This is a genomic window from Burkholderia ubonensis (genome assembly GCF_902833085.1).
In the GTDB taxonomy this organism is placed as follows: Bacteria; Pseudomonadota; Gammaproteobacteria; order Burkholderiales; family Burkholderiaceae; genus Burkholderia; species Burkholderia ubonensis.
The window spans coordinates 1-24,779 of record NZ_CADFEB010000017.1; the positions used below are offsets into that span (position 1 = coordinate 1).

General features: G+C 65.3%; 19 protein-coding genes and 2 rRNA genes. 14 read left to right on the top strand and 7 right to left on the bottom strand.

Going from position 1 to position 24,779, the window contains the following annotated elements:
- A 23S ribosomal RNA gene (locus tag HWX31_RS34255) occupies window positions 1-93 on the top strand; the annotation flags it as partial.
- A gap of 155 nt (window positions 94-248) precedes the next feature.
- Window positions 249-361: ribosomal RNA gene (rrf, locus tag HWX31_RS34260) — 5S ribosomal RNA — on the top strand.
- A 120-nt stretch (window positions 362-481) separates the two neighbouring features.
- Here the strand turns inward: rrf and HWX31_RS34265 are convergent.
- On the bottom strand, window positions 482-1,282 hold the full coding sequence (locus tag HWX31_RS34265) for a response regulator transcription factor (protein ID WP_244143926.1): 801 nt from the start codon (window positions 1,280-1,282) through the stop codon (window positions 482-484).
- Here HWX31_RS34265 and HWX31_RS34270 point away from each other — a divergent pair.
- Window positions 1,281-1,688 carry a PucR family transcriptional regulator gene (locus HWX31_RS34270; RefSeq protein ID WP_244143927.1) on the top strand — a complete coding sequence of 136 codons (408 nt, stop codon included), beginning with the start codon at window positions 1,281-1,283 and terminating at the stop codon, window positions 1,686-1,688. The two genes, HWX31_RS34265 and HWX31_RS34270, sit on opposite strands and share 2 nt — an antisense overlap.
- A gap of 59 nt (window positions 1,689-1,747) precedes the next feature.
- Here HWX31_RS34270 and HWX31_RS34275 read toward each other — a convergent pair whose 3' ends face one another.
- From HWX31_RS34275 to plcR, 5 genes are all read right to left on the bottom strand, one after another.
- On the bottom strand, window positions 1,748-3,448 hold the full coding sequence (locus tag HWX31_RS34275; RefSeq protein ID WP_174965046.1) for a M4 family metallopeptidase: 1,701 nt from the start codon (window positions 3,446-3,448) through the stop codon (window positions 1,748-1,750).
- Window positions 3,449-4,022: 574 nt separating this feature from the next.
- Entirely contained in the window at window positions 4,023-4,313 is a 291-nt protein-coding gene (locus tag HWX31_RS34280; protein WP_174965045.1) for a hypothetical protein, read from the bottom strand.
- 264 nt (window positions 4,314-4,577) lie between these two features.
- Window positions 4,578-6,737 carry a glycoside hydrolase family 15 protein gene (locus HWX31_RS34285; protein ID WP_174965044.1) on the bottom strand — a complete coding sequence of 720 codons (2,160 nt, stop codon included), beginning with the start codon at window positions 6,735-6,737 and terminating at the stop codon, window positions 4,578-4,580.
- Window positions 6,738-6,858: 121 nt separating this feature from the next.
- A complete protein-coding gene (locus tag HWX31_RS34290) occupies window positions 6,859-8,235 on the bottom strand; it encodes a pectin acetylesterase-family hydrolase (RefSeq protein WP_174965043.1) in 1,377 nt (458 codons plus the stop codon).
- A 66-nt stretch (window positions 8,236-8,301) separates the two neighbouring features.
- Complete coding sequence (gene plcR / locus HWX31_RS34295) at window positions 8,302-9,021, bottom strand: phospholipase C accessory protein PlcR (protein WP_174965049.1); 720 nt, start codon at window positions 9,019-9,021, stop codon at window positions 8,302-8,304.
- Window positions 9,022-9,450: 429 nt separating this feature from the next.
- On the opposite strand from plcR, the gene HWX31_RS34300 reads away from it, so the two are divergent.
- The 6 genes from HWX31_RS34300 (at window position 9,451) to HWX31_RS34325 (ending at window position 16,877) form a co-directional block, all read left to right on the top strand.
- On the top strand, window positions 9,451-10,677 hold the full coding sequence (locus HWX31_RS34300) for an amino acid deaminase/aldolase (RefSeq protein ID WP_174965042.1): 1,227 nt from the start codon (window positions 9,451-9,453) through the stop codon (window positions 10,675-10,677).
- 40 nt (window positions 10,678-10,717) lie between these two features.
- A complete protein-coding gene (locus HWX31_RS34305; protein ID WP_174965041.1) occupies window positions 10,718-12,004 on the top strand; it encodes a D-arabinono-1,4-lactone oxidase in 1,287 nt (428 codons plus the stop codon).
- Between the two features lie 56 nt (window positions 12,005-12,060).
- Window positions 12,061-13,257 carry an MFS transporter gene (locus tag HWX31_RS34310; protein ID WP_174965040.1) on the top strand — a complete coding sequence of 399 codons (1,197 nt, stop codon included), beginning with the start codon at window positions 12,061-12,063 and terminating at the stop codon, window positions 13,255-13,257.
- Window positions 13,258-13,388: 131 nt separating this feature from the next.
- Window positions 13,389-14,585 carry a porin gene (locus tag HWX31_RS34315; protein ID WP_174965039.1) on the top strand — a complete coding sequence of 399 codons (1,197 nt, stop codon included), beginning with the start codon at window positions 13,389-13,391 and terminating at the stop codon, window positions 14,583-14,585.
- A gap of 89 nt (window positions 14,586-14,674) precedes the next feature.
- Entirely contained in the window at window positions 14,675-15,706 is a 1,032-nt protein-coding gene (locus HWX31_RS34320; RefSeq protein ID WP_174965038.1) for an AraC family transcriptional regulator, read from the top strand.
- A 52-nt stretch (window positions 15,707-15,758) separates the two neighbouring features.
- Window positions 15,759-16,877 (top strand): alpha/beta fold hydrolase, encoded by a 1,119-nt coding sequence (locus tag HWX31_RS34325; protein ID WP_174965037.1) that lies wholly within the window; start codon window positions 15,759-15,761, stop codon window positions 16,875-16,877.
- Window positions 16,878-16,923: 46 nt separating this feature from the next.
- Here the strand turns inward: HWX31_RS34325 and trpS are convergent, their stop codons facing one another.
- Window positions 16,924-17,940 carry a tryptophan--tRNA ligase gene (gene trpS, locus HWX31_RS34330; protein WP_174965036.1) on the bottom strand — a complete coding sequence of 339 codons (1,017 nt, stop codon included), beginning with the start codon at window positions 17,938-17,940 and terminating at the stop codon, window positions 16,924-16,926.
- A 362-nt stretch (window positions 17,941-18,302) separates the two neighbouring features.
- On the opposite strand from trpS, the gene HWX31_RS34335 reads away from it, so the two are divergent.
- The 5 genes from HWX31_RS34335 (at window position 18,303) to HWX31_RS34355 (ending at window position 24,751) form a co-directional block, all read left to right on the top strand.
- Window positions 18,303-19,016 carry a hypothetical protein gene (locus HWX31_RS34335; protein ID WP_174965035.1) on the top strand — a complete coding sequence of 238 codons (714 nt, stop codon included), beginning with the start codon at window positions 18,303-18,305 and terminating at the stop codon, window positions 19,014-19,016.
- Between the two features lie 87 nt (window positions 19,017-19,103).
- Window positions 19,104-19,625 carry a hypothetical protein gene (locus tag HWX31_RS34340; RefSeq protein ID WP_174965034.1) on the top strand — a complete coding sequence of 174 codons (522 nt, stop codon included), beginning with the start codon at window positions 19,104-19,106 and terminating at the stop codon, window positions 19,623-19,625.
- A 181-nt stretch (window positions 19,626-19,806) separates the two neighbouring features.
- Entirely contained in the window at window positions 19,807-21,252 is a 1,446-nt protein-coding gene (locus tag HWX31_RS34345) for a DEAD/DEAH box helicase (RefSeq protein ID WP_174965033.1), read from the top strand.
- Window positions 21,253-21,873: 621 nt separating this feature from the next.
- Window positions 21,874-22,935 (top strand): extracellular catalytic domain type 2 short-chain-length polyhydroxyalkanoate depolymerase, encoded by a 1,062-nt coding sequence (locus HWX31_RS34350; protein WP_232427175.1) that lies wholly within the window; start codon window positions 21,874-21,876, stop codon window positions 22,933-22,935.
- 88 nt (window positions 22,936-23,023) lie between these two features.
- Window positions 23,024-24,751 carry a S53 family peptidase gene (locus HWX31_RS34355; protein ID WP_174965032.1) on the top strand — a complete coding sequence of 576 codons (1,728 nt, stop codon included), beginning with the start codon at window positions 23,024-23,026 and terminating at the stop codon, window positions 24,749-24,751.
- Window positions 24,752-24,779 lie beyond the last annotated feature (28 nt).

Consider the following 24,779-nt stretch of genomic DNA (forward strand, 5'->3'; position numbering starts at 1 on the left):
GGTCGTTCGAGACCAGGACGTTGATAGGTCAGGTGTGTAAGCGCAGTAATGCGTTCAGCTAACTGATACTAATTGCCCGTAAGGCTTGATCCTATAACAAGTCTGCCTTGTAGATCGGCGCCAGTGCGAAAGCACTGGCCGCGATCCAAAGCGACAAGTTGGATTCTCGTGTGTGATACACACAACCTGAATTACTGCTTCTTCCCAGATTGGTTCTGTTGGCCAAGCCAGCAGAGCAACCCTCTTTGCCTGATGACCATAGCGAGTCGGTCCCACCCCTTCCCATCCCGAACAGGACCGTGAAACGACTCTACGCCGATGATAGTGCGGATTCCCGTGTGAAAGTAGGTAATCGTCAGGCTCCCCTTAGCCAGAAACCCCCGCCCATCAGGCGGGGGTTTTTGCATTTCCAGCGTCGGAAACATTCCCCCTCCCCTTCGAAAGCGCGATGGCGATTTAAATCGCGCATCGCGCGTAGACTTTACGTCGAGCGAGACTGAGACGAAACCGTATCGGATTCCTTGGCATCGCCGCGCTCGATCGGCGTCACGCCCAGCCCGCTCTGGACCGCCTCGAACCGCGACCCGACCTTGAGTTTCTCGAAAATGTTCTTCAAATGCCACTTGATGGTCTCGGGCGCGACGCGCAGCGCCCGGCCGATTTCCTTGTTCGACAGGCCATGGGCGATGTGGTTGAGGATCTCGATCTCACGCGGGCTGAGAAGATGCCGGGCCGCGCGCGGATCGTCGTCGCCCGCCTGCCCCCGCCGCGGGTCGAACGCGGCGAGTAGCCGGTCGACGAAGGCTCGCTGGATACCCGCGCGATCGGGCGTGTCGCGAGTCCATCTCGTCAGCAGGCGCAGCGACGGCTCGCCTTCGTCGACGAAACTGCTGATCATGCCGTTCGACTGCGCATAGCGCAGCGCGTCTTCGAGGGCCGCGGACGCTGCTTCGTGCGCGTTCGCCTGCTCGAGCGCCAGTGCGCGCAACAGCGACGTCCGTGCCTCGAGGTATTTCATCCCGGCCCGGGTGAACGTGCGCTTCAGCTCGTCGAGCCGTTCGGCGGCCCGATCGGATCGGCCCGTTGCGATGTCGAGCCGCGCCTGCACCTCGCACCAGCTTGCCCATGTCTCGAGGAAACTGCCCATCGGCGCCGGAGGCTGCTCGGGCATGAGTGCCGCCAGCCCGGCAGCGGTTTCCCTGGCGCGCTCGAGCGACCGGCGCGTCGACGCATGCATGACGGCACTGCTCGGCGGCGCGGGCGGCATCGGCGCGATCGGCATGGGGCTGTCGGGCTCCGGGGCGAAAGGATGGGCGACGTCGGCCGACGAGGCGATCCGCGCGCTGGATCTCGGCAAGCATCGTGGCGGCGACGGCCAGTTGCACCGGTTCTCGGACATCGTCGTCGCCGAGTGCATTCGCAGCCATGGCAGTGCGCTCGATTACCTGCTGTCGCTGACGCAGGAATTGTCCGGCGAACAGGACCTGATACTGACGCTCGAAACCTTCTTTGCCAATATGCAGCGCCGGAAAGTGACCGCCGCTGCGCTCGGCGTTCATCCGAACACGCTGGATCACCGTCTCGAGCGGATCGAAAACATCCTGGGCGCCAAGCTCGATCACGCTGCGTGGATCGCGAAGCTGGAAATCGCGTTGAAGCTTCAAGGGACCGGCGAGCGGAGCCGGTGAGCACGCATGGAAATTCGACCGCGCGTGCGTCAGGCCGCTGACGCACGCGCGTACTGCCGTCAGTTCACGCCGGCAGCGCTCCATGCGCGCGCGACCGTTGCGCTCTCAACCGAATTCACGCCGTACAGGTCGTTCGCCGCCTGGATCGATGCACGCCGCGCGTTCGGGTAGCTGGAGCCGGCGGTCAGGTACACCGTCAGCGTCCGGTACCAGATCTTGCCGGCCTTGTCGCGGCCGAGCCCGCTGAAGCTGGTGTCGCCGTTGCAGACCAGCTGGCTCCTCGACAGCCCCGTGTCGGTCGCCGGCACCACCGGGCCTTCCGACAGCAGGTAGAAGAAGCGGTTGCCGACGCCCGACGAGTAGTGCGGATCATGGCGCGGATTCCACCACGAGAAGCCGCCGGACGGATAGCAGCTGTACGACCGGCCGTCGAGATCCTGCTTGTACATCTTGCGCAGGCCACCGTTGATCACGCGCGCGCCGATCACGTAGTTGCCCGGATCGTTCGGATTGTTCGCGTAGTACTTGACGAGCGTGCCGAAGATGTCGGACGTCGATTCGTTGAGGCCGCCCGCGTCGCCCGAATAGTTCAGGCCGGCGGTGGCCTGGGTCACGCCGTGGCTCATCTCGTGCCCGGCCACGTCGATCGACACGACAGGGTTCGGCAGGCGGGTGCCCGGTTCGCCGTCGCCGTACACCATCATGCGCGTGTCTCCCAGCCAGGCCGCGTTCGCGCCGGTCGTGCCGCTGCCGGTGTTGAACACCACGTGGGCGAAGCTCTTCACGCCCTGGCCGTCGTTGAAGATGCCGTCGCGGTTGTGCGCAGACCTGTAGTAGTCCCAAGTGAGTGCGAGACCATAATCGATGTCGGCCGCGACGGTCTGCCGGTCGGTGGTCGTGTTGTTGCCCCATACGTTCGTGCTGCTGGTGAAGATCGGCAGGTCGGTGGACTGTGCGACGTCGTCCGAGGACAGGCCGCGGCCGTCGTAGACCGAGCCGCCGCCGCGGGTCGGATCGACCATCTGGTACGAGTTCATGCCGATCTGATCGGTCGTCAGCGACAGGTTGCCGTAGTACAGCGAACGACCGGTGCCGGTGGCGGCGGAGGCGGCGGTCATGATCAGGTCCTGCGCGTCCAGGACGTTGCCCGTGCGCGCGTCGACGTAGTAGAGCACGGCTTCGGTGTGCGCGTCGGTCGCCTTGCCGTACACACGCACCGCATAGGCCAGCGTCGGTGCGGTGTCGCGCGCGAACACGACGAGCTCCGGCCCTTCGACGCGGTGCGCCTGCGCGCCGAAGCGCGTGGACGCGGCACGCCGGGCCACGGCCGCACCCACGTCGGGCGCGTTGCGCACCACGAAGCGGTCGCCGACCTTGCCGACCTTGCCGGCAAGATCGATCGGCACGGACTGGGTCACGCTCGCCTGCTTCAGTTGCCCCCGGCTCGAATGGACGACGACGTCGCCGCCAATCACGCGCAGGCCCGAGTAGAAGCGATCGAAGCGCACGTGCTCGGTGCCGTCGGGGTCGACGATCACGTCACGCACCTGGAACTGATCGCCTTCCGTCGGCACGTTCGCCTTCCCGAACTTGAGCGTGCGCGCGGCACTGCCGGCGGCCAGGTTGAAGCTGGACGGGTTCTGCTGGATCAATTGCAGCGCCCGGTCGACTGTGGCCTGCTGGTCGCCGGCTTGCGCGAATGCGCTGAAGCTGGCAAGGGAAATCGCGGCGACCGACAGCAAGCAAGACAGTTTCTTCATGTAATCCTCCAGATAATGAATGCGTAATTATTGAAAGTTTATTGAATGCAACCACTAAGCAAGAGAGGTACGGTGAACTGCAAAGCCATGCTAGGAGGTGAAATTAATATTTACAAGATAATTGCAAATAAATTAACTTTTGATTGTGTCGGCATGCATCGAGTCAGGAATTGGTGAGAAATGTGAAATGATCCTGTGCGGCTCGGGTTGAGCGAAATCCGCGGCATGCATGATGGCCGCCACGTTTTGATTCATTGGTTATTCAAATGGATTATTGACGGCGTCAATCTGAATATTCAGCCGGCCCATGAGGCACGCGCGTCGAGTCAGGCTGCTTGCGCTTTCGGATGAGCGGCGGAAGTCCGGCCTACAGGCCGGTATGCGAAGCGCCGCATCGTTTGGCGGGATGAAACGGTGCGGCGCGCGATGGCGCGCATAAAAAAGGCGACCGCCGCATGATGCGATGGTCGCCAGAGGCGAATACCGAGGCAGTATCCGCTGAGACACACGAGAGCCCGCGCCGGGCGCGGGCAAGGCCGGTAGGCTGTCGGCCGGGAAGCGGCCCGGCTAGCTGTTACGCCGGAAACGTGACGAGGAACCTGAGCTGGTCATCTTCCACCAGCGCCTGGACGGTCTGCTTCTGCGCGAGCACGGCAATCGCGTTGCCGATTTGAGTCAGCAACGCGGTATCGGAGGGCTTGACGTTGACAAGCGCACTGCCGTTGTCGCTATTGAACAAGAATTGAAAGAACTCCGGCCCATTGCTTCCGGAAAACGTATACGCGACTTGAATGGACTTGACCTGTACCAGCCCTCCTGCGGCCTTCGCGCGTGCGCGGATTTCGTCGAATTGATTGGTAGACATGGCGATATTCCTTTGATCAACGGGTGAATGAGGAAAAGGATGCCGTGGTCGAGCTTTGCTCTTGTGGTGTTGGTGATCGGATGGTTGGCTCGCCCGAATCAAATTCTAGGAATTAGAAAGCTCGCCGTCTCCTGACAGTTCTATTGGGTAGGCGCTTTTTGAAGCGATGCAATTGCGGTAATGCTCGTACGCCGAAGCTGATCAAAGCGCGAAATTGATTCGTGATCTTAAACGACCCGGAACATTCGGGCCGCTGCCGAGCGGTCAGTCGTCGTCCCCGTTGCGCCGGCCGGTATACCGGCTCGCGACGATGGACGGCATCGCCACGGGCGCGCCGCAGTCGATCGACCACGCAAGGCGCACGAACTGGGCCGCGGTCCACGCGAGCGGCGTCGCCGACGTCGTGCCGGTTCCCGCGGCGAAACCGGGCTGCCCCGACGGCGCCTGCCGATCCCAGACCTGCTCCGGCAGCATCAGCCCGTCGTTCGCGCTTGCCGCCATCGCGTCGAGGCGCGACCGCGCGAGATCGGGCCGGTTCGCGGCCAGCTCGTACTCGCCGTGCTCGCCCGCGAAGATTGGCCACGCGCGCCCGATCGTCAATCGACTGCCGGCAGGAAGGTCCATGCGCCACGCGCCGCCGTCGCGCTGCTCGCCATAGCCGTCGAAGGTGTAGCGATGCCAGAACATGCCGTTCGGCGTGGCCACGCCCAGTTGCGCGTCGATCACCGCGAGACTGTTCAGGATCACCGGATCGTCGGCCGGCTTCACGCCCAGCCTGACGAGATCGAGGAAGCTCGGGTCGACCACTGCGCGCTGGTCGATGCCGTCCGGACCGCTGTCGCCGATCGCGTACGCCGTGGCGGCATCGGGATGCCGGTCCTTGGTCAGCCGCAGGTAGTACGGCGAGCGCGAGTACGGGCCCGTGCGGGTCGCCGTCCATGATTCCACGTTGCGCTGCCACGCGTCCGCCGTGGCCGCATAGGTGGCGGCCGACGCCGCATCGCCGTTGCGGCGCGCGATATCCGCTGCGGCGACGAGGCCGGCGATCTGGGCCGCGATGGCCGCCGGCGAATAGCCGCCCTGATTCTCCCAGCGCTCCGCCGGCGTGTACGGCCCCGTCGCGACGATGAAATCGGCTGCCTTCCTGACGTGATTCCGGTACGTCGGCGCGTCGAAGCGCCGCAACTGCCAGGCCAGCACGATCGGAAACGACACTTCGTCCATCTGCAGCCCGCGCCAGCAGGGCGTGCCGTCGACCTGCGAGTTCTGCGGGAACGTGCCGTCGGCTTTCTGCTGCGTCACGAACAGCCAGTCCAGCGCGCGCTCGGCGGCGCGGCGGTCGCCCGCGGCGATCAGCGCGGTCGCAATCTGGTAGAGGTCCCGCGCCCAGACGAGATGGTATGGTCCGGACGGATCGTCGGGCGCGGCGCCGAACGCCCAGGGCATCGACGGCGACGCGACGAACGCGCCGCGCCAGGTCTTGTCTTCATGGGCGGCAAGGATCATCACGGCCGCGTCGTACAGGCGGCGGTGAGCGGCCGCGCTCGCCGGCGCCGGCTCGAGCGTCTGCAGGTAGCGATGCCAGCCTTCGGCATACCGGCCGGCCGTCGACGCGAAACCGTCGGCCAGCGTGCACTGCGCGTCGCTGGCCGCCCGCGCGGTGTCGACGCCGAACCCGATCGCGAGCGTGGCGTGCGTGCGTGCCACGCCGTCGAGCGGCGTCTGGCCGGTCTGCACGACATTGCCTCGCGGCGCGCACGCATAGGTCCAGGTCATGCGAAAGTGCCGGCCGATGTCCTGCCAGCCGTCGCTGGCGCCGGCAAAGCCGTTCGACAGGCGGGTAAAGGGCGGATTCGACGCGAACGCGGTCGCGACGTTGCCGTTGTGCGCGGTCAGCGTCGTGCCGTTCGTGTCGCCCGTCGTGTTCGTCAGCGCATTGCCGGGGGCGGGGGTCAGCAGCACGTAGACCTGATAGGGCCGTCCGTCGAGCGATTCGAACGTGACGTCGACGAGCACCACCGGACGCGCCGGGTCTGTTACGTACGTCGTCGTCAACCAGTAGCGGCCGGCGTTGTCGACGTCGACCTGACGGTAGGTGAGGCCGTCCGCGTCGATCAGCGTCGTCTCGTGCGTCGCATGATCGGCGACGCGTTCCGCGAAGGTCTCGCCGTCCGAGACCACGAACCGCAGGTCGCGCACGCTCGGCGTGTCGAGACGCGGGTAATAGATCTCGTCGAGGCCGGCGCTTCCGAGCGTGAACCAGACCTTGCTTTCAAGCGTCGCCGAGGTGCCGAAGCCGTGCTTGTTCGCCGGATTCCAGCCGCCTGCCGCGCCCGGCGCGCCGGGCGCGACGCCGTGGGCTTGCGCGGCAGGGGAGCCTGCGAGTGCGGTTGACGACGCGGTAACGGGATGCCTGGAATGCATGAGCTCGCCCCCTCCGGACGACGTTGTCACACTGCGTCGTCGCGTGCCGTTTTGATTGGCGTGGTGACACGCTAGCGGAGCTCGTCCATCCCGTCACTGCGTTTTTTCCATGACGCGCTCGTCAGGCGCGGTGCCCCGATATCGCCCCGGCCTCGCCGGTCAGGTTGAACAGGCTGTCGATCCACGCGAGAAACGTCGATAGCGTGAAATCCGACCATTGCTGGGTGCGGAACGCCTTCATCACCGGCGCGTCGGCCGGGTCCTTCTGGTTGAGCAGGTCGGCGACGAAGGCCCCGACGTCCGCGTCGATGCCGTTCTCGCGTATCACCGATCCCGTAAAGCTGACCACCGTGACCTGGTGATTCTGGATGAAGTCGTTGCGCGCCCACGGCATGAAGTAGCCGAAATTCGGCAACGGATCCAGCGTGTCCTTCAGCCGCGCGAGCTCCTGGTCGAACATCGCGAGCGACAGCGCGTCCTTGGTCGCGTCGTCGGGCGCCGCGATCACCGCCGGCACGAATGCGCGGTAATGGTAGGCCGCCTCGATCTTGTCGCGCTGATAGGTCGAATAGCCGAAGCGGTCATGCGGGAAGGTCGCCGCCAACGCCGCGTACGCGCTGCCGAGATTGCCGGGATCGAAGTTGCGGGTCAGCCGGCTGTTCACCGTGATCAGCCCGTCCGGACCCGTCATCCCCCATTCGTCGCGCACCCTGCTGTACAGGCCCACTGACGGAGAGGTCGCCGGGTCGGCGTTGAACGGGGTATTGAACACCGTGCCGGCGTCGTTGAGCAGCGAGCTGTTCTGCTGCGGCTGCAGCGTGCTGCGAAGCGTCGCGTAGTTGCCCAGCGTGCCGTAGCCGCCCGCGCTCGTGCCGTACACCAGCAGCCGGCCCGGCTTGCCGAAGCCGTGCGCGACGAGCCATTGCGCGACGGCCTGGACGTTCTTCAGGCCGCTGAAATGCTGGAGTCGCCAGTCGCCCGTCGGCGACGTGTAGTTGCGCACCGCGCTGCCCATGTGGATGTCGCCGGTGCAGTACGGCACGAACACCTGCGTCCACTCCTGCGTCTCCACCTTCGGCTCGCCGACGAGAATATGCGCGAGGTCCATCCGCGTCATCAGCGGCGACAGGAACGACGACACCAGCGTCTGGTTCGCGGTGCCGTTCATGTAGTTGTGCGGGATGCCGTCCGGATTGAAGCTGCCGAGGCCGGCCTCCGCGCCGGTCGCCGTCTGCGTGCAGGTGCCGTAGTTCCAGCACGCGCCGCCCGGCTGCATCATGTACAGCAGGTTGTCCGACTGCGCGCGGTTGATGTAGAAGCGCATCGGCGTGCCGTTGCCGCACGATGCGCCGCTGCTTTCCGGCAACGTCACTTCGTACCACGAATAATAGGGAATCGATGGATCCGGCGTCGTCGTGTCGGCCGCCTGGCCGTTGAGCGCCGCGCAGCCCAGCAGGCCCGCGAGCGCGAGCCCGCGCAGATGGTTCGCTGTGAACATGCCCCCTCCATTTCGATGAATGCGACGTGGTCGCCGCGTTCCGGCGCGGCGTCGGGCGTCCGGCGTTCAGTGCGCGCCGGACGATGAAGCGCCGTCGAACAGCTCGACGCGCAGCGCCTGCAGGCGCTGTGCGATGACGGCCTGTTGCTGGACGGGATCGGGCACGCTCGCCTGCACTTGCCGGACGATGTCGCGGCTCTGTCGCGCGTAGTCCTGGTAACGCGGATCCTGCGCCGGCGACGGGCCGACGGTCTGCCGCGCATACGCATCCCATTGCTGGCGCATCGACTGGATGGCCGCGCCGCGCGTCGCGGGGTCGGCGTTCGCGTCGGTCAGCAGCGCGACGCTGAGCGCTTCCGCCTGCACCGGCACGATCTCGTTGCGTGCGACGTGCTCGGGCAGTTCGTCGAGGATCCGGCGGGCCAGTGCCGCGCGTTCTGCCGGCGGCAGGCGGTCGCGGCCGTTGCCGTACGCCGCGATTTCGTCGCGAAAGCGGGCGAACGCGACGATGCGCTGCAGCTCCGCGTCCGCATCCGGACGGCTCGCGACGCTGCGGCGCAGCGCGTCGAGATCGAGCCGGCGTTCCGCCGGCCCGGGCGCGATCGCGTTCGTGGTCGGGGCGAGTGTGTCGATCGATGCGGCCTGCACTGCGTTCGCGGCCGCGCCCGAGGTTGCGGGCGACGCGGCCGCCGCCTGGGTCGGCGACTCGTATCGCCAAATTGCAACGGCGGCGGCGATTGCTGCAACCGCGCAAGCGCATCGCCAGAATGTCCGGTTCTTGTTCACGCCGTTTCGCTGGGGTTTCATGCCGCTCTCCGTCGGGGGCGTCGCGACTGGGTTCTAGGTCGAAACCCGCTGGTCGTCAAAAGCGGCGCTAGAACCCATCCACTAGACGGACGCCGGCCGGGCACGCCGATTCGATCTGCGCGAACGCGCCGCGCGTCGCTCGCGCTGCGGCGCGGCAACGCGCGCCATGCCCGTGCGGCGCGCGACGCGGCCCGGCGGTTCACGTGCGTCGCCGTGCCAAGCAAGCGACGGTCCAGCCGCATGCGGACGGCCGGTCGTGCGGTCATACGCGCGATGCGATTGGCCGGATCGGACCCATCGAACGACCCGCTGCGCGCTTGGGCCGCGTCGCGGTTGGCCCTATGCTGATTTCCCGCGCGCATCGACGGTCGATGTGCCGAGTGCCTTCCCATTATCCGAGCCAGGTCGATGAGCCGTGCTGACACGCCGCGCCGGGCATTACCCGCCGCGCACGATTATCCGTACTACCGCGATGCGCTCGCGGGCCGCGCACTGCCGGCGGCGTTCGTCGACCTCGACCACGTCGAGGCCAATCTCGAGGACCTGAAGCGCCGGGCGGGCGGCTTGCCGATCCGCCTCGCGACCAAGTCGGTGCGGTCGCGCGAGCTGATTCGCACGGTGCTGGCCGCCGGCCCGTTCATGCGCGGCTTGCTGTGCTATTCGGCCGCTGAGGCGGCGTGGCTCGCGGACGACGGGTTCGATGACATCGTCGTCGCGTATCCGACGGTCGAGCCCGCGGATCTGCGCGCGGTCGCCGCACAGCTGCGGCGGCATCGTGCGATCACACTGATGGTCGACGACGCCGCGCAGGTCGAACGCATCGACCGGTTCGCGCGCGCCGAAGGCGTCGTGTTTGCGCTTGCGATCGATCTCGACATGTCGTCGAGCTTTCCGGGGCTGTATTTCGGCATGTACCGGTCGCCGGTGCGCGACGTCGCCGGCACCGTTGCGCTCGCGCACGACATCGCCCGGCGGCAGGGTGTGCGGCTGGCCGGCCTGATGGGCTACGAGGGGCAGATTGCCGGCGTGTCGGATGCGGTGCCGGGCAGCGCAGCGCGCAACGCGCTGCTGCGCTACCTGAAGCGACGCTCCACGCGGGAGATCAACGCGCGCCGGCAGGCGGTCGTCGAGGCGCTCGCGGCGGCCGGCCATGCGCTGCGCTTCGTCAACGGCGGCGGCACCGGCAGCTTCGAAAGCACGCGCGGCGATCCGTCGGTCACCGAGCTGGCGGCCGGCTCCGGCCTCTACGCGCCCGCGCTGTTCGACCATTACGCCGCGTTCCGCGTGCAGCCCGCCGCCGGCTTCGCACTGCCGGTCGCCCGCATTCCGCAGCCCGGCATCGTCACGTGCTCGGGCGGCGGCTACGTCGCGTCCGGCCCGGCCGGCCGCAGCCGCTTGCCGCAACCGTGGCTGCCGGCCGGCTGCACGCTGATCGGCAACGAAGGCGCGGGCGAGGTGCAGACCCCCGTGCGCGTTCCGGCCGGCGTCGCCCCCGCGATCGGCGAGCCGATCCTGTTCCGGCACGCGAAGGCGGGCGAGCTGTGTGAGCGCTTCAACACGCTGCTGCTGATTCGCGACGGCCGCGTGGCCGGCGAGGCGCTCACCTACCGGGGAGAAGGCAAGAGCTTTTTCTAGGCGGCATTTCCGATAACACGCAATCAACGAGGAAACCTTCATGTGGCGCAACTGGTCCGGATACGTACGCAGTCCTAAGGCCACCGTCTCGACACCCGCGACGCGCGATGCGCTGGCTGCCGTGTTGCGCGACGCGGCAGCGTCCGGCGCAACCGTGCGGGCGGCGGGCGCCGGCCATTCGTTTGCGCCGCTGGTGCAGACCGACGACGTGATCCTGTCGCTCGACCGGATGCAGGGCGTGATCGACGTCGACCCGGCGCGGCGCGTTGCGCGGGTGCACGCGGGCACGCGGCTATGGACGCTCGGCCCCGCGCTCGCCGAGCACGGTCTCGCGATGGAGAATCTCGGCGACATCAACGTGCAGTCGATCGCCGGCGCGACCAGCACCGGCACGCACGGCACCGGCATCACGCTCGGCAACCTGTCGACGCAGATCGAGAGCCTCGCGTTCATGCGCGCGGACGGCTCGGAAATCCGCGCGTCGGCCGACACGCATCCCGACCTGTTCGCCGGCGGCCGGATCGGGCTCGGCGTGCTCGGCGTGCTGACCGAGATCGGCCTGCGCCTCGTGCCGTCGTTCCGGCTGCGCCTCGAGCGCGGCGCGATGCACGTCGATGATTGCCTGGCGCAGGCGGACGCGCTGATCGACCGGCACCGCTCGTTCGAGTTCTACTGGTTTCCGCATACGGACACCGTGCTGACGAAGGCGTGGGACGTGACCCACGAGGCGATCGACGCCGCGCACCGGGCCGGCCGCGCCGCCGAAGCGTTCGTCGAGAACACGGTATTCGGCGCGTTGTGCGGGCTCGGGCGGCGCGTGCCGGCGCTGTGTCCGGCGCTGAGCCGGCTGTGCGCGTCGACGGTCTCGGCCGGCCGGCGGGTGAACGCGAGTCACGCGATGCTGTCGACGGTGCGCCGGGTCCGTTTCAACGAAATGGAATGGGCGGTGCCCGCCGAGCGCGGCGCCGACACGCTGCGGGAAATCCGCGCGTTCATCTCCCGCAAGACCTTCCCGCTGATGTTCCCGCTCGAATACCGCTGGGTGCGCGGCGACGACATCTGGCTGAGCCCCGACTACGGCCGCGACAGCGTGCGCATCTCGGTGCACCAGTATCGCGGCATGCCGTTCGACGCGTACTTCGCGGGCGTGCAGGCGATCTGCCTGAACCACGGCGGGCGGCCGCACTGGGGCAAGGTGCATTCGCTGGGCGCCGCCGATCTCGCGGCGTGCTATCCGCGCTGGGACGACTTCCTCGCGCTGCGCGAGCGCATGGATCCGCAAGGGCGATTCCTGACCCCGTACTTGCGCGATCTGTTCGGTGTATAGCGGGCGGTGCGTTTGCGCCGCTCGCGATGGATCGGGCTTTTTTATCAGGAGAGCAGATGAGATCAAGTGCTTTCGATTCCGCCGGCCGGTCGCGGCCCGATCCGTCGGGCGGCGCGGTCGTCCGCCTCGCGCTCGCGTTCGCGGCGGCGACCAACGGCCTGATCCTGTCGCCGTTTCTCGTCGCTGCGGTGATGACGCGGTTCCGGCTCGACGACGGCGCCGCGACCGCGCTCGTCAGCGTCGAGATCCTCGGTATCGCGATCAGCTGCGCGCTGCTGCCGCGCCGGATCGCGCGCGCAGCTCGCCCGTTCACGCTGGCGGGCGCGCTCGGTGCGATCGCAGGCCAGGCGCTCAGCGCCGTCGCACCCGGCATCGTGTCGGCCGGCGCGGCGCGCGGGCTGACGGGCCTGTTCGAGGGCATGCTGTTCGTCGTCGTCGCTTCCGGCGTATCGCAGCGCGCGTCGACGGAGCGCCTCTGGGGGCAAATCAACCTGCTCGCGGGCGGCATCAACGGCGGCATCCTCGTGCTCGTGTCGGCGCTGCCGGCCGCGTGGCTCGGGCGCTGGATCTTCGCGCTGCTGGCGGGCGCGCTGGCCGTGCTCGCGCCGGCGATCCGCGGGATCGACGCGTTCGCGGCGCAGCCGGCCCACGCGCGGACGCGCGACGGCAGTTTGCCCTGGCGCCCGATCGTCGCGATCTGGGTCGTGACGGCGCTGGTCTACGGCGTGCAGGCGTCGCAGTGGGCGATCGCCGGGTTCGTCGGTGCGCGCGCCGGGCTGTCGCCGCCGACAATCGGCGTGCTGCTGTCGGTGTCGTCGCTGCTCGGCTTCGTCGGCGCGGCGATCCCCGCGCATCCGGGCAGCCGCCGGCATCGCGTCGCGATCATCTGGGTCGCGCAGCTCGCGGTGATCGCGTCGATCGAATGGTTCTTCGGCTCGACGGGCGGCGGCGCGTACTTCCTGAGCCAGCTGCTGCTGAACAGCGCGTTCTTCGTCATCGTGCCGTTCCTCACCGGCATGCTGTCCGACGTCGATCCGGACGGCTCGCTCGTCGCGCGCACGCTGGTGGTCACGTTCTTCGCGGCGGGCATCGGCACCGCGCTGTCCGGCGCGCTGCTCGAGCGCTACGGCGGCGCGCGCGTCGCGCACGTGCTGGGCGCGGCCGTGCTGGCCGCCGCGCCGTTCGTCCGGCTCGCGCTGCGCCGCGCGCCGCCTGCGGGCGCGCACGGCGGCGTCGGTCATCCGTCGCGCTGAACCGCGCGCCGCACTGGCCGCGACGCACCACGAAAATGGCCGCCGCAGCCTTGTTCCGCGCAAATTTGGCTTCCTACATTCGTCCGCGACGGCCCGATATCGCCGGCCTCGTCTTCCGTTCGGAGCGCAGCATGAATCGTCACGAAAGCCTTCGCGCAGCGTGCTGCGCGATGATGGTCCTGGCGTGCGCCGCGGCGCACGCGCAAAGCAGCATCACGCTCTACGGCGCGCTCGACGCGGGCATCCGCTACGAGACGCACGGCGTGTCCTACGCGCCCGACGGCACGCCGGCGTCGACGGGCCGCAAGGTCTCGATGGCGGACGGCGGCGGCCTGACCGAAAGCTACTGGGGCCTCAAGGGCAATGAGGACCTCGGCGCCGGCCTGTCGGCGCAGTTCAACGTGGAAAGCCACTTCGGGCCGAACAGCGGCAGCATCGTGCCGGCCGGCTCGGTCAACTTCTTCCAGGTTGCGTATGTGGGGCTGACGTCGTCGACGCTCGGCCAGCTGACGCTCGGCCGCCAGTACAACGTCGCGTTCGAAAGTGTGTCGCTCTCCTACGGATCGAATCTGTGGGCAGGCCAGCAGGACCCGTACTTCAACCTGTTCAAGCCGGAACAGACGATGCTGGCGGCTGCCCGCACCAGCAACATGATCCAGTACGGCGCGCAGCTCGGCGGCTTCTACCTGCTCGCGCAATACGCGCCGGGCGGGCGCGCGGGCGGCGGCGTGCTCGGCAGCCAGCTCGGCGCGGCGGTTGCGTATGCGCCGGACAAGGGGCCGTTCACGCTCGGCGCGTCGTTCATGCGCAGCTGGGACGACGTGACCCACGCAAAGTTCGACATCTACTCGGGCGGCGGGTCGCTGACGTTCGGCGATGCGACCGTCAACGCCGGCTACATCGAGAATGCGCGCGACAACGACTTCACGTCGTTCGCGAACGGCCCGTTCAGCCCGTCCGATCTCGCGGGGCTCGGCATCATCTCGCCCGCGCAGGTGGCCGATCCGAACCTGCCCGGCGGATTCCGCCGGCGCAAGATGGTGCTTGCCGGGCTGTCCTACCGGATCACGCCGGCGCTGACCGCGGCCGTCAACGCGTGGTGGACCACGCAATCCGGCTACACGGCCGACTTCGACGGCCGCGCGCGGCAGTTCCAGGTGATCGCCGGCTACAGCCTGTCGAAGCGCGACATGCTCTATGCGGAAGTCGATTACGCGATCTACCGCGGCGGCCTGATCGGCGCGCAGCTCGTGGGCGTCAACGGACAGGCGCCGAGCACCAGCACCACGCAGCTCGGCGCGACGGTCGGCCTGCGCCATTACTTCTGAGCGGAGCCGGCGGGTGGTGGCCGAGGCGGCGGAGGCGCCCTGGCCGGGCGGGACATGTACAATCCGTGGAAAAAAGACATGGAGCATCCATGGACGAGACAGCCCGCTATACGACGGCGAATCTGCCGGCTCATTTGCTGCGGTGCCTGGCGGAGACGAGCAGGGAACTGGGCATCGATCCCACCCGGCTGTGCCTCGGGCTCGGCTTCGATGTCGCGGACCTCTCCAACCCGTCGTGCCGGATCTCGTTGCGCCAGGCGGGCGCGATGATCCGGCGCGCGCTCGAGATGGCGCCGGCGCGCGCGCTCGGCCTCGAGCTCGGCATGAGCGAGACGATCGCGTCGATCGGACTGGTCGGCTATGCGATGCTGACGAGCCCCACCGTCAAGGATGCGATCGCAGTGGGCATGCGGCTGCAGCGGCACACCGGTCCGCTGATGCATTTCGACATGACGGCGGACGCGCGGACGCTGTCGATCTGCGCAATCAATACCTTCCTCGAGTCCGACATCGAGGCGTTCCTCGTCGAGGAAGCGTTCGGCAGTTTCCTGAAGATCGGGCGCTCGCTTGCCGGCAGCGCGTTCCAGCCCAAGGCCGTCGATCTCAGCTACCCGCGGCCCGACTATGCGGTGCACTATATGCGCGTGTTCCAGTGCCCGGTCCGGTTCGAGCAGGCGCACAACCTGTTCGCATTCGATGCCGCCTGGGGCGATCGGGCGATCGCGACCCACGATCCGCTGGCCCATCGCCAGGCGCTCGAATTCCTGCAGACGGCGCTGCCGGCCGAGCCCGAAGGCACCGACTTCCTCGAATCGATCGAGCGGATCGTGCGACGCGACTTGCGGTGCGCGCCCGCGCTTTCCGCGATCGCCGCGCAGCTGTGCATGAGCGAGCGCACGTTGCGGCGGCGTCTGGCCGATCAGGGCGTGTCCTATCAGATCGTGATCGACACGATCCGCAAGAAGCGCGCGTTCAAGCTGCTCAATAATCCACGGCTGTCGATCGAGGATGTCGCGCACGAGGTCGGCTACAGCGATTCGCACAACTTCCGGCGCGCGTTCAAGCGGTGGACCGGGCATGGGCCAAGGGAGGGGGCGGACGGGATCAAGCGCGACGGATGACGACGCCGGCGAGATCGCCGACAATCGCTGCTCCGGACCCTTGAGCCACGCCATGTTCGTGTTCCCGCTTGATCCCCGCGATTTGTTCGATGAACGGCGGTTGCAGTTCGCCGGGTGGGGTATTCCGTCTTCCGTGATCCAACGCGTCGAGCGGCGCGTAACCGACAATTGGCAGGAAGGCCCGGGCGGCTGGGCCTATGAATGGTCTCGCGAAGCGGCGGTGGCGCGTGCCGGGAAGCGTTGGCTGCTGGCGTCGATGTTGTATGGCGCCGCGCGGTTTCCGGTGGCGTGCACACCGCTCAGGCAAGCGGCGCTTCGCGATCAGGTGGAATGCTTCACGCGTGCGTCGGCCGGCTTTCCCGTCGGGTTCGAGCGTATTGAAGTCAGCCACGGCGATCATGGCCGGGTGCGATTTCCGGTGCATGTCTATCGTCCGAAACGGCGCGGCGATTGTCCGGTCGTCTGCGTCACGGGCGGTGTCGATACCGGAAAAATGGAGCTGCATCGCCTGGCGTTGGCGCTCGCCGTGTTTGGCCGATTCACCGTGGTCGCGATGGACATGCCCGGCACCGGCGAGACGAACGTTCCTTTGCAACCGGACAGTCATCAGGTATATCGCTCGGTACTTTCCGAGTTCGGCGGACGACGAAGGAAGGCGATGCTCGGCGTGAGCTTCGGAGGGCATTGGGCGGCCAAGCTGGCGCTGCTTGGCGAGGTGGACGCCGCCGTCAACTGGGGCGGACCGATCGGCGCAGTCGAGCGGGATGCGAGCGTCGTATCGCGCTTGCCGAACGGCATGACCGGAATCGTCGCGAACGCGGCGCGCCTGCCTGCGCTTCCGGATATCGCCGGCGCAGCGCAGCTTCTGAGGATGTTCTCGCTAAAGCATCAAGGTTTGCTCGACCATGCGGAATGCGCGCCGTTGTTGGCCGTGAACGGGAGCCAAGACCCGTACATTCCGCGTGAAGACGTGCAATGCTTCGATGCTTACCCGTCCGCGCAGGTATGGCTGCTTCAAGGGTTGGGGCATTGCGCGGCGGAAGCATCAATTCGTGTGGTTCCGGGAATGATCGCGTGGTTGCGCGCGACGCTGCATGGGCGTGATGCGTGGAATCGCTTCGCACTGACTGCCGCGCAATGGGTCTTGCCCGCGCGCATGCAGGGGAATTGAGCCCGGCGACGCTGGCGGCAGCGCGTGCTCATTCCCCTCGATCAGATCAACTCTGGAAGTAGGTCAAACCCAGCCCGCGCTTGACCTCGGACAGCGTCGCGCCGGCCACTTCCCGCGCACGCATCGTGCCCTGACGCAGGATCGCCAGCACCTCGGCCCGGTCATTCTCCAGTTCGCGACGGCGCGCGCGAATCGGTTCAATCAGCGACTGGAGCCGCTCGTTCAGCACGCGCTTGACCACGCTGTCGCCCAGTCCGCCTTGGCGATAGCGGGACTTGAGCTCGTCCACCTTCTGCGTGTCCGGCTCGAACGCATCGAGAAATGCGAACACGACGTTGCCTTCCACCTTGCCCGGGTCGCTGACGCGCAAATGGTACGGGTCCGTGTACATGCCGTTGACCGCCTTCGTGATTTCGTCCGGCGTGGCGCCCAACGCGATCGCGTTCCCGAGGGATTTGCTCATCTTGGCTTTGCCGTCGATGCCGGGCAAGCGCGTGACCGGTGACAGCAACGCTTCGCATTCGACCAGTACCGGACGGTCGACGGTGTTGTTGAAGCGGCGCACCAGCTCGTTGGTTTGCTCGATCATCGGCAGCTGGTCGTCGCCCACCGGCACGTGCGTTGCCTTGAACGCCGTGATATCGGCCGCCTGACTGACCGGATAGGTCAGGAAGCCCGCCGGAATGTCGCGCTCGAACCCGCGCAGGCGGATTTCCTCCTTGATCGTGGGGTTGCGCTCGAGGCGCGCGACCGTCACGAGGTTGAGCAGGTACTGCGACAGCTCCGCCAGTTCAGGCACTTGCGACTGGATGACGATGGTCGACTTCGTCGGGTCGATGCCCACCGCAAGATAGTCGAGCGCGACTTCGACGACGTTCCCGGTCACTTTCTGATGCCGGCCGACGTTGTCGGTCAACGCCTGGGTGTCCGCGAGGAGCAGGAACTGCCGTGCTTCATGCTGAAGCCGGACGCGGGCGCGCAGGGAGCCGATGTAGTGGCCGAGGTGAAGCGGGCCGGTGGTGCGGTCGCCGGTCAGGATCGTGGGGCGGTTTGCGTGTGTCATGGACTGGAGCCTCATGGTTTTGATGCCACCAGCCATCAGCGCGCTGAAACGAAAATGCCGCCAGGACTGGCGGCATCACGTTTGCGATATGCGTGGGGAAACGGGCCGCCGGGTTCAGGCGTGCCACCAACGATGCAGGTTCGGCGTGGTCGGGTTCGTATCCATGAGGGGGAGTATAGCGCGGCGATGCGGGGAATGCTTCGGCCTGTCCGCGAGCAGGATTTGAATCGTGAAAAACGGGCTTGGCAGGTTTGGAAGCTGAAGGCGGCGAAGCCGACGTGCGGATGTAATTGTCGTAAAATCGGCCGGTCGGGAAATCTCAACATGTTGAATCCCGACCTCCAAAAAAACGAAGGACGCGCATGGGATTCGGATTCGGAAAATGCAGCGAATCATCAAGCAACTCGACGATCGACATGGCGAAAAGCCAGCGGTCGCGAGCCAATGACAATTTCACCACTGGACTTGCGCTGCGCCGGGCATTTGCAGTTTTCGAATGCTGTGCATCGTACGGCACATACGTCGACCTCAACGATGCCGATACCGGGTGGAACTATCTTCGGGAAGAAGGTCTGGTTTCAAGCGATCTGGACGCCATGTGGAGAGAAATGGAAGGCATCCTGCTGACCTATTCCAACGCCGGAACGCTCGCCAAATCGGACAAGGAGCGTGCCAACCACCTGATGGAGGTCATCGAGGGGCAGCTTGATACCGTACAGGGCAAGGTGGACGGCATGGTCGATGCCGTCGTCGCACTCAATGTCGCCCGGCTCAACTACCCTTCGAAGAACTGGATCATCGATGGCATCCTGGCTGCTGCGTTCGGCGTGCTTGTCGGCGCGATCGTAGGTACCGTGGCCGGTCAACTGGCAGACAATACGCCTGCCGTTTCGAATGTCGTCTTCGGTCTCGTGATAATCGGTTCGGTTCTCATGGCGCGTTATCGCCGCCAAAAGAGAATCGTTGCAGCCGACGCGAAAATTGCGCATGCGCGAGCCGAGCTTGATCGCATGGTGCTTCGAAACCTGTCGCCTTCCGCATATCCGCCACCGATGACGGCTGCGGACGCTACTTGAGTTTGATGAGATAACGGAATCCTGAATATCTCAAGTTTCGGAAATTCAGCCCATCCATCCATGCCAATAAAAAGAATCATCCCGCTCTTGCTGATGCTGTGCGGCGCAGCGAGCTCGCTCACGGCCTGCAACGATCATTCGGCAACGCCATCTCATGCCGCCACTTATCACGCTGGAACGGCGCAGCCTGAGTCATCGACACCCCCGTCGCCTCGTACCTTTTCAGTCGATACGCTTTCGCTCGACGACGGTGAAAATGAGCTCAATGGCTGCACGACCGAATTGACGCGTGTGGGGGCGCCGGAGTCGGCCGGGGCCGTCTTCCGCGATAGTAGCTCGGATACCGAAGGAACCGGCTTCATTCGGATTGATGGCACGCTCATCCGGGTACATTTGACCGCAAGCAAGGTGGATGAGTCGAGCGCCGGGAAAGTACTCCGGTACACCCATGTGTTCGAAGATACTTCGCGCACCACTCGGGTGATCGAGACTCTCAAGAATGGCGTTACGAACGAGCAAGCCGATTCGACCCAGCAAACCGGTTTCCTGACGATCACCCACGGGGGCGCGACCCAAACTCTGCGTGTCGAGGGCGGCACGGCATGTTAGGTGAACGCCATGATCCGACGAGTAAGCGGATTGGGAGTCGACGCATTGGAAATAAGCATTCCTGTTCGTGCCGTCGCGACTTTTCCCCGGCCTTAATTCGGACAGTGGGTGGCGATGCGGGGTGCGCGGTGCAATCAGCGCGGTAACCGCTAGAATTGCGGTTTTAGCCCGGAATACGTCCATGTCTTTTGCCTCGCTTGGCCTGATCGATCCCTTGCTGCGCAATGTGCAGGATCTCAATTACCAGACACCTACGCCGGTGCAGGCCAAGGCGATTCCTGCCGTGCTCAGCGGCAAGGACGTCATGGCTGGGGCACAGACCGGCACCGGCAAAACGGCGGGTTTTGCGCTTCCGCTGTTGCAACGGCTGGTGCAACACGGCCCGGCGGTGTCCAGCAACCGCGCGCGTGTTCTGGTGCTGGTGCCCACGCGCGAACTGGCTGAACAAGTGCTGCAGAGCTTTATCGCTTACGGCAAAGGCCTCGACTTGCGATTCCTGGCCGCCTACGGCGGTGTGAGCATCAACCCGCAGATGATGAAGTTGCGCAAGGGCGTGGATGTGCTCGTTGCCACGCCGGGCCGTTTGCTGGATCTCAATCGCCAGAACGCAGTGCAGTTTGATCAAGTGCAAACGCTGGTGCTGGACGAAGCCGACCGCATGCTGGATCTGGGCTTTGCACGCGAACTCGACGCCGTCTTTGCCGCGTTGCCCGCTCAGCGCCAGACTCTGCTGTTCTCCGCCACGTTCTCCGATGATATCCGCGCGATGGCGGCGGGCATTCTGCGCGACCCGGTCAAGATCAGCGTCAGCCCGCCCAACGCCACGGCCAGCAAGATCAAGCAGTGGGTGGTGCCGGTGGATAAAAGGAACAAGCCTGAGCTGTTCATGCACCTTGTGGCCGAGAACAACTGGCAGCACGCGCTGGTGTTCGTCAAAACCCGCAAAGGCGTGGATTACCTGGCGGCCATGCTGGATGAAGCGGGCTATGCGGTCGACACGATCCACGGCGACAAACCGCAACCCGCGCGCCTGCGTGCGCTGGAGCGCTTCAAGACGGGCGAAGTACAGATGCTGGTAGCCACCGATGTGGCTGCGCGCGGGCTGGATATCGACGACCTGCCGCTGGTGATCAACGTTGATCTGCCGATCGTGGCGCAAGACTATGTGCACCGTATCGGCCGTACCGGCCGCGCGGGCGCCAGCGGCGTGGCGGTGTCCCTTGTGTGTGCCGACGAAGCGCCGCAACTGGCAGCGATTGAAGCGCTGATCCGGCAAACGCTGCCCCGTGAAGAAGAGCCGGGTTTTGAAGCCGAACACCGCGTGCCGCAAACCAGCGCAACGGGCCAGCTCATCAAGAAACCCAAAAAGCCCAAGAAGCCCAAAGTGCCGCAAGCTGCGCCGGGCGCCACGCAGGCGCTCAGCAAGAAACCGCGCCCGCAAGGTGGCGAAAACAAACGCAAGCCTGCGGCGCAGCGCGCGGTAGCGGCAGGTAAAGGCACAAGTTTGTCCGGCGGTAACCCGTTCAGCGTGCAAAAGCCACGCAGCAAACCCGCCGGCAAGCCGGCTGCGGGTTCACGTAAGCCGGCCGGCAAACCCGCTGGTGGCCGTGGCAAACGTCAGCCCTGACGCCGCGGGAGGGGGCGATCGGAATCAAGGTCGAAGGGGGTGCGCTCAGGGGGCTCGACGGCAGGTGGTCGCGATGGTCGGTCCGAAACAATTGGCGCGACCATTCCACAAAATCGGGTGGCCGGCGAACCGCCGCTTTATCGAATCGCTTAATGGATGGTTCTTGCCGCTGGTCGGTTTGACGGCAATTTCCCGTCCAATGGGCGGGCCTGATGTCTGCAAGTCGAGTCGAGCCAGGCGGCAGCTGTGGTCGGCGAGATAGACTGCCTTGAATCCATTTGGGCAACTGCAAAACAAATGCCAGAAACCGCCGGCGGTTTATTCGGGAAAGTGCTGGCTGCAGCGGTTAAATGCAGCAACTAGTCTTCATCGCAACAACCCGATCGGAACAAAAATCCGATCGATAAAAATTACGAACTGAAATCAACAGTTCCTATTCGTGCGACACAGCTTTCGCTTCAAGCGACGCTCTTACGTGCCGCCGCGCCTATGCAATTGCGCGCGATCATTGCCTGTGCAACCTGCCTGCACAGGCACCCGACAGTCTGGGACGTATTGAGCATTGTTACGCTGGTCTGCGCCACCCCTGCGTGGGATGGCAGCTAATCCAAGGAGCGGAACATGTCGTATCGCGTTGCCATTCGCGTAGCGTTATGCATCGTCGGCCTGACGGCGGCATTGGTCCAATCGGCATCATCGAATGCGCAGATTGCCAAGCTTCCTGCATTCAACGTCGATATAAAACAGACGTCGGTTTCCGGCCTGTCTTCCGGCGGATTCATGGCAGTCCAGTTCGACGTTGCCTTCTCGTCGATTCTGAAGGGGGCCGGAATTATTGCCGGCGGGCCTTACGATTGTGCGCAGGGAAGCCTGTCGACAGCGATGATTGCCTGCATGAACGCGCTGATGCCCACCGACGTCCCGACCTTGATCCGGATAACGGATGCGAATGCGCGCAATCAGGCGATCGATCCGACTTCGAACTTGAGCAGCCAGAAGATCTGGATGTTCTCGGGCACTCAAGACTCGGTCGTCCGCCCGTCCGTGATGAACGATCTGCAGACCTACTATCGGCACTTCGTCGACGCATCGAACATCAGGTTGGTCAAGAACGTGCCGGCCGAGCATGCGATGCCGACGGACTCGTTCGGAAATGCCTGTAATTTCAAGGGTAATCCGTACATCAACGACTGCCGGTTCGATGCGGCGGGCCAGTTGCTCAACTGGATTTACGGTTCCTTGAATCCCAGAAATGCCGGCTCGCTCGACGATCGGCGCTTCATCGAATTCGACCAGAGTGAGTTTATCGGCAACCCCCGCCAGCACAGCATGGCCGATACGGGATGGGTCTTCGTACCCGCCAATTGTGCGAACGGCCAGCGATGCCGATTGCATGTCGTGTTTCATGGTTGCTTGCAGTACCCCGCCTATTCGGGCGGCGGCGCCCCGTTCGGCACCACGTTCGTCAGGAATACCGGCTACAACGCGTGGGCCGATACGAACAACATCATCGTGCTTTACCCGCAGCTCTACGTAGGTGACGGCGACCCGGAGACCACGACGAATCCCAATGGTTGCTGGGACTGGTTTGCTTACGATGATCCGCACTACGCCACCAAGGCGGGCAATCAGATGAGCGCCGTCAAGGCGATGATCGACAGGATCACGAGCGGTACACATTGAGTCTCCCGCCCGGCCGATGGGGGCAACGCATGGTTTGCGCCATGTCGGTCGAATTCTTAAATAGGTGTACTTACTTTGAGAGGTCGTGATGGCCACCTCCGCAGCATATCGCCTCATAAAGGGCAGCGAGCATCCTCACCCTACGGGTTATACGAAACTGAAGCCAACGGATAGTGCGCATGAGCTGACCGTCACGTTGCTGCTTCGGCGAAGGCCGGGCGATGCCCAGTCGGCCGCCGGGGCGGCGGGGGGCGCCATTGATGGCAAGGGATCGGTACGGCCTGCCCGAGACGCATTCGCCCTCCACCATGGAGCCGACCCGAAGGAGCTCGATGCGGTCAAAGCCTTTGCCTCCGCCGAGGGACTCAGCATCGTGGACGCGGATGCGGCGCGGCGGTCCGTGATCGTGCGAGGGACGGTCGCGACAGTGAACAAAGCCTTCAACGTCCAGCTCAACGATTATCAATACCCGCGGGGTGCCTATCGCAGTCACGATGGTGCCGTGAGCGTGCCGGCGAGCATTGCGGACTATGTGGAGGCGGTTATGGGCCTGACGAACCGCAAGGTTCATGCGAAGCATTTTTCGACTGCGTCGGCCGCCCGCAAACGAGCAAGCATGGATCCTCCCAACACCCGGCCTTTGACGCCCGCTCAGGTCGCGACTCTCTACAATTTCCCGTCGGGCGACGGGGCGGGGCAGACCATCGGCCTGTACGAGATGGAGACATCGGAGGGGCCGGCAGGCTATGCGCCCTCCGACATCGCTGCGACCATGGCGGCACTCGGCGGTCTTCCCGTCCCTCATATCATCGACGTCGCGGTTGACGGGACGCAAAACTCCGGACAATCCGACGGAGAAACCGGCCTCGACGTTACCGTGGCAGGCGCGATCGCACCAAAGGCGACGATTGCGGTCTATTTCGCCGGGGCTCAGACCCAGAACATGATTCACGCGTTGCAGATGATGATTCATCCCAAGGCAGGCGAGCCAACGCCCAGTATCGTGTCCATCAGCTACGGATGGGGACCCGACGACCTTGGCGAGCCGAGCTTTTCGGACAGCGAATGGCAGCAGTTCACGATGCTGTTCGAGGACGCCAGCACAAACAGGATCACCGTGCTCGTGTCGTCGGGCGACACGGGAGCCCAGGTCGCAAGCGCGACCCAGGCGCAAACCAGCTATCCGGGAAGCGACCCCTGGGTGACCGCTTGTGGCGGCACGACCATCGGCAATGTGAATGGCGGCGCCTTTGACGAATGGGTCTGGAACGACGTCGGCGCGGCTGGACAGGGTGCGACGGGGGGCGGGGTGAGTGCGCGATTTCCGGTTCCGTCCTACCAGTCAGAAGTTGCGCTTCCCAAGCGAGTGGGTACCGGGCAGGCCGGCCGGGGCGTGCCTGATATCGCCGGGAACGCAAGCGAAAACAGCGGCTACTTGCAAGTGATCGACGGTCAGCAACCGCAACCGGTCGGTGGAACGAGCGCCGTCGCACCGCTCTACGCGGGTCTTGTCGCACGGATCAACGCGAACAATGGCTTTCCCGCTGGATATCTCAACACCATCCTGTACGGCCTTCCGGCATCGGCATTTCGTGCAATTGGCGGCGCGCCCGGCCCGGTAAACAACGACTTCGGCAATGTGAAAGGCTACCCGGTGGCGCCGCGCTGGGACGCTTGCACGGGGTTGGGGAGCCTCGATGGCCAGGCTCTGCAGGCCGCGCTGGCTGCACGGGCAGCACCGGCTGTGCAGCCCGTGCAAGTAGCGCAGGTCGCGCAGGAAGCCCAGGCAGCGCCGCCTGCGCGAGGTGGTGACTGACCTGCCTGTCCGTTCATGCCGAAGCGCT

What these genes read in the sequence shown, in the direction of transcription:
- HWX31_RS34270 (WP_244143927.1), top strand. Translation starts at nt 1,281, where the DNA reads ATGGGGCTGTCGGGCTCCGGGGCGAAAGGATGGGCGACGTCGGCCGAC.
- HWX31_RS34265 (WP_244143926.1), bottom strand. Translation starts at nt 1,282, where the DNA reads ATGCCGATCGCGCCGATGCCGCCCGCGCCGCCGAGCAGTGCCGTCATG.
- HWX31_RS34275 (WP_174965046.1), bottom strand. Translation starts at nt 3,448, where the DNA reads ATGAAGAAACTGTCTTGCTTGCTGTCGGTCGCCGCGATTTCCCTTGCC.
- HWX31_RS34280 (WP_174965045.1), bottom strand. Translation starts at nt 4,313, where the DNA reads ATGTCTACCAATCAATTCGACGAAATCCGCGCACGCGCGAAGGCCGCA.
- HWX31_RS34285 (WP_174965044.1), bottom strand. Translation starts at nt 6,737, where the DNA reads ATGCATTCCAGGCATCCCGTTACCGCGTCGTCAACCGCACTCGCAGGC.
- HWX31_RS34290 (WP_174965043.1), bottom strand. Translation starts at nt 8,235, where the DNA reads ATGTTCACAGCGAACCATCTGCGCGGGCTCGCGCTCGCGGGCCTGCTG.
- HWX31_RS34300 (WP_174965042.1), top strand. Translation starts at nt 9,451, where the DNA reads ATGAGCCGTGCTGACACGCCGCGCCGGGCATTACCCGCCGCGCACGAT.
- HWX31_RS34305 (WP_174965041.1), top strand. Translation starts at nt 10,718, where the DNA reads ATGTGGCGCAACTGGTCCGGATACGTACGCAGTCCTAAGGCCACCGTC.
- HWX31_RS34310 (WP_174965040.1), top strand. Translation starts at nt 12,061, where the DNA reads ATGAGATCAAGTGCTTTCGATTCCGCCGGCCGGTCGCGGCCCGATCCG.
- HWX31_RS34315 (WP_174965039.1), top strand. Translation starts at nt 13,389, where the DNA reads ATGAATCGTCACGAAAGCCTTCGCGCAGCGTGCTGCGCGATGATGGTC.
- HWX31_RS34320 (WP_174965038.1), top strand. Translation starts at nt 14,675, where the DNA reads ATGGACGAGACAGCCCGCTATACGACGGCGAATCTGCCGGCTCATTTG.
- HWX31_RS34325 (WP_174965037.1), top strand. Translation starts at nt 15,759, where the DNA reads ATGTTCGTGTTCCCGCTTGATCCCCGCGATTTGTTCGATGAACGGCGG.
- trpS (WP_174965036.1), bottom strand. Translation starts at nt 17,940, where the DNA reads ATGACACACGCAAACCGCCCCACGATCCTGACCGGCGACCGCACCACC.
- HWX31_RS34335 (WP_174965035.1), top strand. Translation starts at nt 18,303, where the DNA reads ATGGGATTCGGATTCGGAAAATGCAGCGAATCATCAAGCAACTCGACG.
- HWX31_RS34345 (WP_174965033.1), top strand. Translation starts at nt 19,807, where the DNA reads ATGTCTTTTGCCTCGCTTGGCCTGATCGATCCCTTGCTGCGCAATGTG.
- HWX31_RS34350 (WP_232427175.1), top strand. Translation starts at nt 21,874, where the DNA reads ATGTCGTATCGCGTTGCCATTCGCGTAGCGTTATGCATCGTCGGCCTG.
- HWX31_RS34355 (WP_174965032.1), top strand. Translation starts at nt 23,024, where the DNA reads ATGGCCACCTCCGCAGCATATCGCCTCATAAAGGGCAGCGAGCATCCT.